Annotated in this window: 9 protein-coding genes; 8 read left to right on the top strand and 1 reads right to left on the bottom strand. The window is 40.6% G+C overall.

The window, feature by feature from the left end; translation table 11 throughout:
* Window positions 1–57: 57 nt before the first annotated feature.
* The 8 genes from J8L86_RS01945 to J8L86_RS01910 all read left to right on the top strand — a co-directional run bounded on the left by J8L86_RS01945 (window position 58) and on the right by J8L86_RS01910 (window position 12,291).
* Window positions 58–1,602, top strand: coding sequence for a tryptophan halogenase family protein (locus tag J8L86_RS01945; RefSeq protein WP_211028470.1), 1,545 nt, complete (start codon window positions 58–60; stop codon window positions 1,600–1,602).
* Between the two features lie 259 nt (window positions 1,603–1,861).
* Window positions 1,862–2,566 (top strand): SapC family protein, encoded by a 705-nt coding sequence (locus J8L86_RS01940; RefSeq protein WP_055025647.1) that lies wholly within the window; start codon window positions 1,862–1,864, stop codon window positions 2,564–2,566.
* Between the two features lie 755 nt (window positions 2,567–3,321).
* Entirely contained in the window at window positions 3,322–5,964 is a 2,643-nt protein-coding gene (locus J8L86_RS01935; protein ID WP_211028468.1) for a family 20 glycosylhydrolase, read from the top strand.
* Between the two features lie 321 nt (window positions 5,965–6,285).
* Window positions 6,286–7,188 carry a BadF/BadG/BcrA/BcrD ATPase family protein gene (locus J8L86_RS01930; protein ID WP_065109066.1) on the top strand — a complete coding sequence of 301 codons (903 nt, stop codon included), beginning with the start codon at window positions 6,286–6,288 and terminating at the stop codon, window positions 7,186–7,188.
* A gap of 67 nt (window positions 7,189–7,255) precedes the next feature.
* Entirely contained in the window at window positions 7,256–8,254 is a 999-nt protein-coding gene (locus J8L86_RS01925) for an SIS domain-containing protein (protein WP_211028467.1), read from the top strand.
* A 65-nt stretch (window positions 8,255–8,319) separates the two neighbouring features.
* Window positions 8,320–9,510 (top strand): N-acetylglucosamine-6-phosphate deacetylase, encoded by a 1,191-nt coding sequence (nagA, locus tag J8L86_RS01920; RefSeq protein ID WP_211028466.1) that lies wholly within the window; start codon window positions 8,320–8,322, stop codon window positions 9,508–9,510.
* 114 nt (window positions 9,511–9,624) lie between these two features.
* Window positions 9,625–10,737: a DUF5009 domain-containing protein gene (locus J8L86_RS01915; protein ID WP_247663162.1), complete on the top strand. Its 1,113-nt coding sequence runs from the start codon at window positions 9,625–9,627 to the stop codon at window positions 10,735–10,737.
* Between the two features lie 252 nt (window positions 10,738–10,989).
* Entirely contained in the window at window positions 10,990–12,291 is a 1,302-nt protein-coding gene (locus J8L86_RS01910; RefSeq protein ID WP_065109069.1) for a sugar MFS transporter, read from the top strand.
* A 182-nt stretch (window positions 12,292–12,473) separates the two neighbouring features.
* Here J8L86_RS01910 and J8L86_RS01905 read toward each other — a convergent pair whose 3' ends face one another.
* Window positions 12,474–14,015 (bottom strand): arylsulfatase, encoded by a 1,542-nt coding sequence (locus tag J8L86_RS01905; protein WP_211028460.1) that lies wholly within the window; start codon window positions 14,013–14,015, stop codon window positions 12,474–12,476.
* Window positions 14,016–14,222 lie beyond the last annotated feature (207 nt).

Genomic DNA, 14,222 nt, shown 5'->3' with positions numbered 1-14,222 from the left:
CAAATTGCTAGGCTTTTTTATTAAATTAAGTCATTAACTGCAAAGCTGGTGGTTTGAATGAAAGTACAAAGAATAGTGATTGTAGGTGGTGGAACTGCAGGATGGTTAGCAGCAAACCATATTGGAAAAGCTGCGCAGCATTTAGCTGATGTTTCTATCACGCTGATTGAATCACCAGATATCCCGACAATTGGTGTTGGTGAAGGAACGGTACCAGCGATTAAACAATCGTTACAAAGCTTCGGTATCAGTGAAACCGAGTTTATTCGTGAATGTGATGTAAGCTTTAAGCAATCAATTAAGTTTTGCAATTGGCTTGATAAAGATATTCATGGTGCCAATAACAGTTACCATCACTTGTTTGACGTACCAAGCCCGCTAGGGGAGAACCTTACCGATTTTTGGTTACAGCAAGCCAAGCAGCAGGCAACTAATCAGCAGAGTTTCTCTGCTACCGTTTCTCCTCAGCATTTTATTTGTGATGCCTTCAAAGCTCCCAAACTGATTACAACACCAGAATATGGCGGCAAGGTTAGTTATGCTTACCACTTAAATGCAGCAAAATTTGCACAATTGTTAGCTAAAAATGCGACAACAAAATTTAATGTCACTCACCTAAAAGCCAATGTGCTTGATGCCAATATCGATGAGCAGGGCAATTTAACTTGCTTGAAAACGGATTCATTAGGCGAGTTAGCTTTTGATTTTTATGTCGATGCAAGTGGCTTTGAGTCGATATTGCTTGCTAAAAAGCTCAAGGTTGGCTTTATTGATAAATCTAAGCAATTATTTGTGAATAAAGCAATCGTTGCGCAAGTCCCTACCACTGAAGAACAAGTTATCCCGCCCTATACGATTGCTACTGCCCACCAAGCTGGTTGGGTTTGGGATATCGCCCTGCCGCAAAGGCGAGGCACAGGTTTTGTTTACTCAGATAATCATATGACATCTGCACAAGCTGAAGAAACGTTTGATCGATATTTAGGGGGTAAGCTAGCTTCACTTATTTCAAGAGAAATTCCGATGAAAGTTGGCTATAGAGAAAAGTTCTGGGCTAAAAACTGCGTGTCATTGGGGCTTTCGCAAGGTTTTTTAGAGCCTATTGAGGCTACCTCTATATTGTTAACCGACTTTGCCGCTGCCTATCTCTCAAAACGATTACCACAAGCATTATCGCAAATGCCTGCACTTGCCGAGCGATTTAATCACACAATGGGCTACGCTTGGGAGCGAGTGGTTGAATTTGCTAAATTGCATTACTGTATTTCAGACAGACAAGACAGTGACTTCTGGCGAGATAACCGTTGCCCTGATTCAATCCCTAATCCTTTAAAGCAAAAGATGGCGTTATGGCAAAACTTTAGCCCGCTGACTGACGACTTGTTTTCTCGTTATGAAGTGTTCAACGTGGATAACTATTTATATGTGTTATACGGAATGAAATACGCTACACAAGTAAATCAATGTGATAAACAGTATTTGTTAGCAGCGCAGCAGCAAACAGAACAGATCCGACGGATTGGTCAAGGGTTAGCCGCAGAATTACCTGAGCATCGTGTTTTATTAGATAAAATAAAGCAATATGGCTTGAAAACCATCTAAAAGCCCCCAAATAAATAACATAGCCAGTGGTACTTTATTTCTTGATACGGTAACGTTAGCTGCAGATTAAATGATAATGGGCTTTTTGAGTCACTCTAAGTTGTAATATCAAGCGAGATAGTGAGTCATTTAAACAAAGCATCATTTAAAAATTTTGGGATTTGAATTTAATCTTCAAAAGAAATTTTTATTAAAAGGGACTTGAATCCCGAATTTTTATGTAAATCATTATTGATTAGAAGCGCCTGAAGGAGCCAAGATGTCTAACCAAATTACGTTACTTGAACATGCAAAACACGGTGATTTAAAAATCACTCCATCGAGCTTTAACCATGTAGCTGACCAGCACATTGTTCCAGTAACTTTGCACGAAATTGGTCGTGCAGCAACTGAATACCCAATTGTATTTGTTAAAAACAGTGATAGTGGTGAGTTCCAAGCCGTTGCGATGCTGGGCTTAAAGCCAGGCCAAAATTTAAGTATTAAAGATGGCAAATGGCAAGGTTTGTATATCCCTGCTGTTGTACGTGATTACCCACTCGGACTAGTATTAAACCCAGACGTTAAAGATAAAGTTTGGATTGGTATTCGTGAAGGTGCTGCTGAAGTTAGTAAAACAGAAGGCCAAGCATTATTCGAAGGCGAAAAAGAAACTGAATACCTAGAAAACCGTAAAAAAGCGCTTATTGCTCACTTTGAACAAGATCAAGCAAGCCGTAACATTCTAGGTTTCCTTGCAGAAAAAGAGTTACTCACTACGCAAACGCTAACGGTAGATGTTGCTGGTGAAAAACGCAATATCAATGGTCTATACTTAATTGATGAAGCAAAACTTAATGAGCTTTCAGATGAAGATTATTTAGAACTTAGAAAACGTGGTCTTCTAGGTCCTATCTACGGTCATCTTGCATCACTAAATCAAGTGAACCGTTTAGCACGCACTGAGATTATGTCTAAAGCATAATTTATAATGACGTAATTGTTGTCATTTACTCTAGTGAGTTTTGTAAAGTAAGTACGGCTTACCTTGCGGCAACAGACCTCATACAGGGCAAACATCTAGGCATTGTGAGTCAATTACGATTCACAGTGCCTTTTTTATGTTTGGTATATCAATGAAAACACTAAGTTGACTCATGAGTTTACTGTTTAATTCCACTTTATTAATCCCAATTAAGCTTTTTTTAAGGTAGTGGTATTAAGTAAGTGACTGTTTTAAAGTACTAAAATTCAACAATGTTAATTAACTGTGTAATTTGGTCAAATAAATGTAGAAATTTGATGGCTAATTCTGTAGATTAGCAATGACAGCGTTGTCATTGCTTGTTTGATTCGTTGTTTTAAGGTCCACATGAGTAAGGTAGAGGTCTTCTACTCATGTTTTGATTGTATTCCGGTCGGGCGGAATACAATTAATTTTTATACTTTTAGTCTCTCCCCAGAAACGAGTATAAGCTGGGTAACATATTTTGTTCCCAGCTATTTTTTTGCCTTTTTTATGATACATAGTCATTAGTTAGTTCGGTTTCAGTCGTTGAGACACACTATACAAATCTGGGAAGGAATAAGATAAGTTGACCTATAAGACTTGACTAAACAACATAAAACTTTCTTGCTGTTGTTTGGCAAGTTTATGACAAATAAAGGCTGTTAAAGATTAAGAAATAGCGTAAACCATATTGCGTTACATCATTAGCTTAGGGATAAACTGAGGAAACTATGAAAAAGACCATCATCGCAACGGCTTTATTATTGTCACTTGGGGTAGTAGGTTGTCAGGGCGGGTCATCTGAGCGTCAAACCAACATTGAACAATCCTCTTGGACACAAGCCTCACTCAATCAATTCGCTAATGAACTAAAAGTCACTTATCGAGTGGTCACCAATATCCCTGAGCAAGCATGTTCAACGGATCAAAAAGACCAACGTTGCTTTATCGCTGAAATCGATTTTTCAACTCCTGCTAATTATCCTAATGGCAACTGGTCAATTTTTTATAGTCAAATGAGACCCGTTCAAGCTGTGTTAAATCCTGAATTTGACATTAGTCGTGTTCAAGGCGATTTACATCAAATTACACCCACAAAAGCGTTTACTGGATTTAAAGCTGGCGAAATAAAGACTCTAGGGTTTCGTGGCGAGTTATGGCAGTTGTCTGAAACTGATCCAATGCCAAACTACTATATTACCGTCGACGGGTTAACGCCTGTTGTGATCAGCAGTACAAAGCTCACAATTGACCCTGAAACAGGCATGGAGCAACGTCCTTATGTGGAATCGTTTACCGATGCTGATAAGCAATATCGCCGCACAGAAAAAGATGCACTCGTTTGGGCGAAAGCAGATGTACTTTATCAAACCAATGAAAATGTAATCCTTGACAGCAGTTATGTCACTGACCGTATCATTCCGACCCCAGCTGACATTGTTGTTACCTCCACCAATAAGCCTGTGGATTTATCTTTGGGGATTAATGTTATTTACAATGAAGTAAACCCAAAGGCTGTAAAAGCATCACTTGCGCGCCTATCAAGGCTTGGTGTGAATGAGCTTGCTGGTGGAATCCCGCTTAAGTTGGAGACATCTTCAACAATAGGGCAAGAAGGCTACAAGCTTGAAATTACAGAATCTGAATTGACGATTCAAGCGGCTGATGAAGCTGGTTTTTCATATGGTATTGCATCAATTACCGGATTATTATCTGCCGATGACTTATCTATAAATACCTTAACGGTAACTGATGCGCCACGTTATCAATTTCGAGGTATGCATGTTGATGTCGCAAGAAACTTTCATAGTAAGCAAATGATTTTAGACCTGATTGATCAAATGGCGGCTTATAAGTTAAATAAGCTTCATTTGCATATGGCTGACGATGAAGGTTGGCGTTTAGAAATCGATGGTTTACCTGAGTTAACCAATGTGGGTAGCAAGCGTTGCCATGATTTAACGGAAACACAATGTCTTATACCTCAATTAGGCAGTGGCCCATTTGCGGATAGCGATGTAAATGGTTTCTACAGTAAAGCCGATTATATCGAGATATTGAATTATGCCACCGCTCGTCAAGTGGAAGTTATTCCATCAATGGATATGCCTGGTCACTCAAGAGCTGCAATCAAATCAATGGATGCACGCTATCGTCATTATATGGAAGCTGGGAATAGCGAAGCCGCTAAAGAGTATTTATTGTCAGATTCTGCAGATAAGACAGTGTACTCGTCAGTGCAATATTATAATGACAATACCTTAAATGTTTGTATGGAATCGACGTTTCATTTTGTTGATAAAGTCATCAGCGAAATAGCCAAGCTTCACCAAGCTGCGGATCACCCGTTAAATCGATACCATATTGGCGCTGATGAAACTGCAGGTGCGTGGAAGCAATCTCCTCAGTGTCTTGATTTTGTTGCTAATAACGATAAAGGCGTGACATCAGTTGATGATTTAGGAGCCTACTTTATTGAACGCTTATCAAATTCGTTAGCTGACAAAGGTATTCAACCTGCAGGTTGGAGTGATGGTATGAGCCACACTAACCCCACAAATATGCCTCAAAATGCACAGTCTAATATTTGGGATGTCATATCACATCAAGGTTATAAACGAGCTCATAAACAAGCAAATCTAGGTTGGGATACCGTATTGTCAAATCCTGAGGTGCTGTATTTCGACTTCCCCTATGAAGCAGATCCTAAGGAGCACGGGTATTACTGGGCTGGACGTGCGCAAAATAGTCAAAAAATATTTTCATTTATGCCAGATAACCTTCCTGCCAATGCTGAACAATGGACTGACATCGAAGGCCAAGCCTTTACCGCTGATGATACCGTTCAACAAGATGAGCAGGGGAATGACATATCAGGCCCGTTACAACAAGGAAAAGGCTTTACTGGTATTCAAGGGCAACTGTGGAGCGAAACAGTGCGCAGTGATGATGTCGCTGAATACATGATTTATCCACGATTATTAATGTTGGCAGAAAAAGCATGGCATAAAGGAAGCTGGGAAGTGCCATATCGATATGAAGGCGCTATTTATAGTCAAGATTCTGGTTACTTCACTGCGGAAATGCGACTCAAACAACAGCAGCAATGGAATGAACTTGCTAATACACTTGGACAAAAAGAGCTTCACAAGCTTGATTTAGCAAACATTGCTTATCGATTACCAACGGTTGGGGCTAAAGTTATTAATGGTAAATTACATGCCAATATCGCTTTTCCAGGACTGAGAATTGAGTATCGTGTCAATAATAAACAGTGGCTTCCTTATACCGAGCCCGTTATTGTGAATGGCAAAGTTGAAGTGAGAAGTATCTCTCCTGATGGTAAACGAAAAGGCAGAAGTTTATTGCTGTAAATAGTTAATATTGCACTTCACTAAAAGGCGTTAAACACTTTGTTAACGCCTTTTTGCTTTGTTTTATACCATCAAGTCTGATTCCCTTTATTTAATCACTAAACGATTACTATTTTATTTTCTTTATAAACAGAGTGTTAGGCTTATTGTTTGATGCTTATTTATCTTAGTTCTAAAAAATAAATGACAACGCTGTCATTTGTGGTGTAACATAAAGTTAACTTATTCAAAGGGCCACCTATAACGTTAGTTTGTGCATCTTTATAACGTTGTTTTTTAGTCATCATCTTGGGCTCAAGTAGAAGAGATAAGAGGGATATCATGGGCGTTAACCTGCAAAATGAATCACAGCTTTTTATTGGTATTGATGGCGGAGGCAGTAAATGTCGCGCCACGATTTATTCTCCTAAGATGGGTGTGATTGGAACTGGTGTTGCTGGGCGTGCTAACCCCCTTCACGGCTTAGAACAAACTTTCGAATCAATCCGCCAATCAACCGACTTAGCGATAGCAGACGCAAACCTAACTCAAGCTGATATCAAGACGTTAGTCGCAGGCCTTGGCCTTGCAGGCGTCAATGTGCCTCGCCTATATCAATTGATAAATGAATGGCAGCATCCATTTGCTCATATGTATCTCACTACCGATTTACATACTGCCTGTATTGGTGCGCACAACGGTGAGGATGGCGCGGTCATTATTACTGGCACAGGGTCTTGCGGTTATGCACATGTCGGAGAGCAAAGCTTACTGGTTGGTGGGCATGGGTTTGCTTTAGGCGATAAAGGTAGCGGTGCATGGCTAGGTCAACAAGCCGCAGAACATGCTTTATTAAACCTTGATGGGTTTGCGCAAGACAGCCAGTTAACGCAATTAATCTTAGCGCATTTTAACGTCTCAGACGCTATCGGAATTGTTGAAAACCTAGCAGGTCAATCATCGAGTACGTATGCCAAATTAGCTAGGCTGGTAATTCAAAGTGCCGAACAAGGTGATGTTGTTGCGATAGAGATTGTTAAACAGGGTGCAAAATATATTAGTGATATGGCACGTAAGCTTTTTACACTCGAACCGCGTCGTTTTTCAATGATAGGCGGCTTAGCTGAGCCCTTACAAAAATGGCTTGATAGTGATGTCGGGCAGCAGGTTCAGCCAGCGCTCGCTCAACCTGAAATCGGCGCCATCTTATTTGCTCAACAGCAATACAGCAAACATCAAGGCTAATAGGTTAACAATTCAACCAGCTAGTCATTTTCCAATTTATTCGACAATATTGAAAAAGGTTATACCGATGACAAATACCATTATGGAGCTAGAAGCTCGCTCTGCACCGCAAAAAATTGCTGAACAATTAGCTGCTAATGCGGGGCTAACTAATGAACTTGGTGAGAAGCTGCGTAATTTTAAACCTAAGTTTGTAATGATTGTTGGCCGAGGCTCTTCAGATCATGCGGGTGTGTTTGCAAAATATTTATTTGAAATTGAAGTAGGTATTCCAACATTTGCTGCTGCACCATCGGTAGCCAGCGTATACGGTAAAAGCTTGCAACTTGAAGGCGGGTTAGTCATCGTTATTTCACAATCAGGTCGAAGCCCTGATATTTTAGCGCAAGCAAGAATGGCAAAAAACGCCGGCGCTTTTTGTGTGGCATTAGTGAATGATGAAACCGCGCCGATAAAAGATATCGTTGATGTTGTTTTACCTCTAAGAGCGGGTGAAGAAAAAGCAGTAGCAGCCACTAAAAGCTATCTAGCGACACTTTCAGCTATTGTTCAATTAACTGCAGAGTGGACTCAAAGTGAATCATTGGCAGCGGCTGTAGATTCAATGCCTAAAGCACTTCAAACAGCAGTAGATGCAGAACCTCAATTGACTGCAGAGTCTTTAGAGGGAGTTAAGAATCTTGTCGTTTTAGGCCGCGGTCTTGGATATGCCGTTACGAAAGAGCTAGCGCTTAAAATGAAAGAAGTGTGTTCTATTCATGCCGAATCCTTTAGTAGTGCAGAGTTTTTACATGGTCCGGTGACATTAGTTGAGAAAAAGCTGACCATTGTTGACGCTTGTATCAATGATGAGTCTTTAGAAAGCCATGTTGAGCAAGTAAATAACGTCACTGAGCGTGGTGCTGATGTGGTTCATTTGAATCAAACTTCAAATGATATTCACCCGCGTATTGCGCCACTGGCGCTGTTGCAGCGTTTTTATATTGATGTCGCCGCCGTAGCGGTTGCGCGTGGCATTGATCCAGATCAGCCAGAAGGCCTCAAGAAAGTAACACAAACCTTGTAATGTAAGTTGATGATATTTACTCACCTTATTGGTGTTAATTAAGCCTAGATGTAAAGAGACTCAAGATGAAACAAACCCTAATTGTAGATAAGTATTTTGATGGCGAGCAATTTCAGCCGCGAGCTGCGATTACCATAGATAATGGGATGATCACTGCTATCAACGCTATAGCTGACAAAGGACTGGATCTGCAATTGGTGAATGAAGATGCATTAGAAAATGTGATTCATTTACAAGGAACGTTAGTTCCTGGGTTTGTTGATGTTCAGGTTAATGGTGGCGGTGGGGCGTTATTTAATGCTGAACCTACACCTGAGTGTATCAGCATCATAGGCAATGCTCATGCGAAGTTTGGAACGACTGGCTTTTTACCAACCTTAATCACTGATCAAGTTGAGGTAATGGAAAAAGCGGCCGATGCCGTTGCAGAAGCCATTAAGCTTAAAACACCAGGGGTATTGGGTATTCATTTTGAAGGGCCGCATTTGAGTGTCCCTAAAAAAGGGGTACATCCTCAATCCTTTATTCGTGAAATTTCTGCGGCTGAGATGGCTATTTTTGCTCGCCAAGATTTAGGTATCAAACTTGTCACCTTAGCACCTGAAAACGTTTCAGTTGAGGTGATAAAAACATTAGTCGAACATGATGTAAAAGTCTGCCTAGGGCATTCAAATGCTGATTACGAGACAGTTAATGCAGCGTTGGATGCAGGCGCAGATGGATTCACACACTTATTCAATGCAATGTCAGGTTTTGGTTCCCGTGAACCTGGCATGGTAGGTGCTGCGCTAGAAAGCGAAAAGGCTTGGTGCGGATTAATTGTTGATGGACACCATGTGCATAGTGCAACAGCGAAAGTGGCTATTAAGGCTAAACCGCAAGGTAAAGTGATGTTGGTGACTGATGCGATGCCGCCAGTGGGTATGGGTGATAATGCTAGCTTTGAATTATTTGGCACTAAAGTGATAAGGCAAGGCGACAGACTTAATGCAACAACAGGTGAACTAGCAGGTTGTGTATTAGATATGGTTGGTGCAGTGAATAACACTGTGCGCATGCTAGGTTTACGCCATGAAGAAGCATTAAGAATGGCATCACTTTATCCGTCTCAATATTTACAGAAACCTCAGCTAGGCCGAATTGCAGTCGGTCAGCAAGCTGACTTAGTGTTATTGAATACGCAAAATAATGTCAGTGCAACTTATATAGCTGGTGAGTTAGTGTATTCTTCTGACCGCCCACAGCGAGCTAGGTAGTCGCCAATGAATGCTCCAGTTAGTCAGTCGACTGTAAGTGACACGTCAAGAAGTGATGTTCAACATTCTGAAACTAGAATAAATAGTGATAAACCTAAAACGAAAACACGTTTAATGTCTCTTGATGCATTGCGTGGTTTTGACATGTTTTGGATTTTGGGGGGAGAAGGGCTATTTGCAGGATTATTGCTATTAACTGGCTGGTCAGGTTGGCAATGGTTTGATGGCCAAATGCATCACAGTCAATGGCATGGCTTTACTTTTTATGATGTGATTTTCCCGCTGTTTATATTCTTATCCGGTGTAGCGCTAGGCTTGTCTCCAAAAAGGTTGGATAAACTGCCAATGAGCGAACGCCTACCTTTTTATCGTCATGCTATAAAGCGACTTGGATTACTCATCCTACTAGGTGTGCTTTATAACCATGGTTGGGGTACTGGTGTCCCTGCGGATCCTGAACAAATTAGATATGCCAGTGTATTGGCCCGAATCGGTTTTGCTTGGTTTATTGGGGCAATGCTGGTTTGGCATACAAGCCTGCGGATACAGGCTGTGATAGCGGTTATCATTTTATTGGCTTATGGCTTATTGCAATTATATGTCCCGTTTCCTAATGGGCTACCAGGACAATTCACTCAAGATAATTCGATTAACGCCTATGTGGACAGTTTATTATTGCCAGGTATTTCTTATCAAACCCGTCCGTTAGATCCTGAAGGGGTGCTGTCAACGCTTCCTGCGGTTGTAAATGGCTTAGTCGGTGTATTTGTCGGTCAGCTGTTGGTTAATACCAAGATATCTGCGTGTAAGCTCTCTTCTGACTGGTTAAAAGTGTTGTTACTAATGATTGCGGGTTGCTTGCTGATTTCACTAGCTTGGTTAGTTGATTTTGTCATACCGATTAATAAAGACCTTTGGACAAGCAGTTTTGTATTGGTGACGTCTGGTTGGAGTATCGTATTTTTAGCCATTTTTTATGCGCTTATTGATGTGCTCAAATGGCAGAAGTGGTCGTTATTTTTTGTGGTGATTGGCACGAACGCTATCATCATTTATTTAGCTTCAAGCTTAATGAACTGGCAGTATTTTTCTCAAAGTTTATTGGGTGGAGTCATCACAGCATTACCTCAAAACTGGCAGCAATTAATGTCAGTGGTCAGTTTGTTGCTGGTGCAATGGTTAGTATTGTTATGGTTATATCGACGGAAAATTTTCATCCGAATCTAACTTAAACAGATAAGTGCTTGGCTAGTAGGATAAATTCCTGAGCTTGATTTTCACTTGTTATGGTTCTACCAGTTAAAGGAATGACAGCGTTGTCTTTGTGGTGTGGATGTTTTAACATGAAATGCGCAATGACTATGAAATGAATTAACAATTCGTCATCATAGTGGTGCTAAAACCTCAATAACAATAAGACTCATATGGGGCAGTGATGGATATTGCTGCTGAAAATTAATGACAATAAGAAGCAGGTTTATGGAAACTACAATGAATAACAGTCAGCAAAAAAGCAGTGTGTTGCCGATGGCTATCGTTGCAATTCTCTTTTTCGTATTGGGATTTGCCACTTGGCTAAATGGCTCTTTGATGCCTTATCTGAAGCAAATCCTTCAACTTAGCCCATTTCAAGCATCTCTAATCTTATTCTCTTTTTATATCGCTGTGACATTTACTGCCCTGCCTTCTGCTTGGGTTATTCGTAAAGTCGGCTATAAAAGTGGTATGGCATTAGGGATGGGGATAATGATGATCGCGGGTTTATTGTTTATACCTGCGGCTAAAACCCAAATATTTCCTTTATTCTTATTAGCGCAATTAGTGATGGGTACTGGCCAAACGTTACTACAAACCGCTGTGAATCCTTATGTTGTTCGTTTAGGCCCTGAAGAATCAGCTGCTGCCCGTGTAAGTGTAATGGGCATTCTCAATAAAGGGGCGGGTGTGATTGCGCCTATGGTATTTACAGCACTGATTTTAGATAGTTTTAAAGATCGTGTTGGAACAACATTAACCCAAATTCAAATCGATGAAATGGCGAATAGTCTAATACTTCCTTACTTAGGTATGGCGGTGTTTATTGGTATTTTAGCGTTTGCTGTTAAAAAATCTCCTTTACCAGAACTCGAGCAAGAAGAAGACGAGTCTTCTGAAAAAGGACAGATTAAAGAAGCCCTGGCTAAACCCAACCTTGCACTAGGTGTTGTCGCATTATTTGTTTATGTGGCCGTTGAAGTCATAGCAGGGGATACCATTGGTACTTACGCATTAACCTTGGGTGTCGAAAACTATGGCGTGATGACATCCTATACAATGGTTTGTATGGTTATCGGTTATAGCTTGGGTATTATTTGTATTCCTCGCTTTATTTCGCAACCTAACGCGTTATTAATCAGTGCTATTTTAGGCGTAGTATTATCTTTTGGTATCGTATTTGGTGATAGTGACTCATATACCATTGCTAATATGATATTGGTACCATTTGGTGGAGCTGAGCTGCCAGATACCTTATTACTCATTGCATTTCTAGGGTTGGCTAATGCGATTGTGTGGCCTGCAGTATGGCCGTTAGCATTATCAGGAATGGGTCGATTAACCAGCACTGGCTCTGCTTTGTTAATCATGGGGATTGCTGGTGGCGCGTTTGGGCCGGTATTTTGGGGACTAACAAGCTCTGCGACGTCTTTAGGTATGCAAGGCGGTTATATGGTGATGATCCCTTGTTATCTGTTCATTTTATTTTATGCGGTTAAAGGCTATAAAATGACAAGCTGGAAATAGCTGAGATAAACGTTTTCAATGCAGTGTATGCGTTACCGACAGCCTTATAATACTGTCATGAAAAGGCTTTAAGCCGTAATCCCTTCACAAGAAAGCCACTCTATTGAGTGGCTTTTTTATTACACTAATAAATTTTGGCTCTTACTACATTTGGTTCTTACTACAATTTGCCAATAAACTGATTAATGGTTAGTTGGCTTTTCTAGTTTCTCCATGACTTGCTTCAAACTAAAGCTCGCTGCTTTTTGTCTTGGAGGATATTCTTTAAATGTTTCTAAAAATTGAGCCACATAAGCTTGCGCAGGCACTAATAAAAATGCTCTGTCTATTAACCAGTCATAATAGGTATTAGACGTGCGGTCAGCAGTCTCGTATGGATCCATACGTAGGTTAAATATCTTAGGTAAGCGCAGTTCAACAAAAGGCTCTGCCCATATTTGTAATGTACCTGTCACACGCTGTTCTAAAAATACCGCTTTCCAGTTTTTATAACGCAGAGCGGCTAAATCACCATCATCAGTGAAGTAAAAGATTTCTTCACGAGGCCCGGTATCTGCCTTGCCTGTTAGGTAAGGTAAGAAGTTGTAGCCATCAAGATGATTTTTAAACTTTTTGCCATTTGCGCTATAGCCTTTAAGTAGCTTCTCTTTTACTTTGCTATCGCCAGCCGCTGCAGCGAAGGTAGGTAGCCAATCCATATGGTGCATAATCTCATTGGAAACGCTACCAGCTTCAATCTTACCGGGCCATCTCACCATCGCAGGAACACGGAATGCGCCTTCCCAGCTGGTATTTTTCTCACTTCTAAACGGAGTTAAACCCGCATCTGGCCATGTGTTCATGTGTGGGCCGTTATCGGTTGAGTAAAATACGATCGTGTTATCTTTGATACCTAGTTTATCAACAGTCTTAAGCAGTTGACCAACATGGTTATCATGCTCAATCATACCGTCAGCATAATTACTGACGCCACTTGAGCCTTGTAGTTCAGGTTTAACATGGGTACGGAAATGCATACGTGTTCCGTTCCACCATACAAAGAATGGTTTTTTCGATTTTACACTTTTTTCCATGAAGTCAATTGCCGCCGAAACGGTTTCATCATCAATGGTTTCCATTCGTTTTTTCGTTAATGGCCCAGTATCTTCAATCTTGCCATCAGCTGATGATTTGATAACGCCTCGAGGGCCAAACTTTTTCAAAAATTCAGGATCTTTTGGGTAATCAACGTTTTCAGGTTCTTCTTCTGCATTAAGATGGTACAGGTTTCCTAAAAATTCATCAAAACCATGGGCAGTAGGTAAGAACTCATCTTTGTCACCTAAATGGTTTTTCCCAAATTGACCCGTGGCATAACCCATAGGCTTTAAGATTTCCGCTATCGTGGCATCTTCTGCTTGTAAGCCAATATCAGCGCCAGGCAAACCAACTTTACTTAATCCAGTACGGAACACGCTTTGACCTGTAATAAAGGTAGAACGGCCCGCAGTACAAGACTGTTCGCCATAATAGTCAGTGAACATTAACCCTTCTTTGGCGATACTATCAATATTTGGCGTTTGATAACCCATCAAACCAAAGGTATAAGCACTGACATTTGCTTGCCCAATGTCATCGCCCCATATGACGAGAATATTGGGTTTACTAGCAGCGGTAGCACTGGCTGATAGCATTCCTAATGTTATCGCAGCAGTGACTCCGAGGAGTTTTTTCATTCTTACCATTTTTATTTCCCTATATGATTGAAGAGCTGTGTAGATTTTTTGAACACCAATTATAAGTTAACAGCTAAATTAGCGATTAAACAAGTAACTACGAGATTGTTTACATAAAGATGAGGAAATATCAGTATATGCACTGATAGAAATTTTGCTTAATAAGCCGGCAAATTAGTCAGACAAATAAATGATGAGGTGAATGGTTACTTTATT

Source organism: Shewanella sp. MMG014, assembly GCF_018100775.1.
GTDB classification, from domain to species: Bacteria; Pseudomonadota; Gammaproteobacteria; order Enterobacterales; family Shewanellaceae; genus Shewanella; species Shewanella japonica.
The sequence above is the reverse complement of the archived record's forward strand: the minus strand, read 5'-3'. Positions and strand labels throughout refer to the sequence as shown.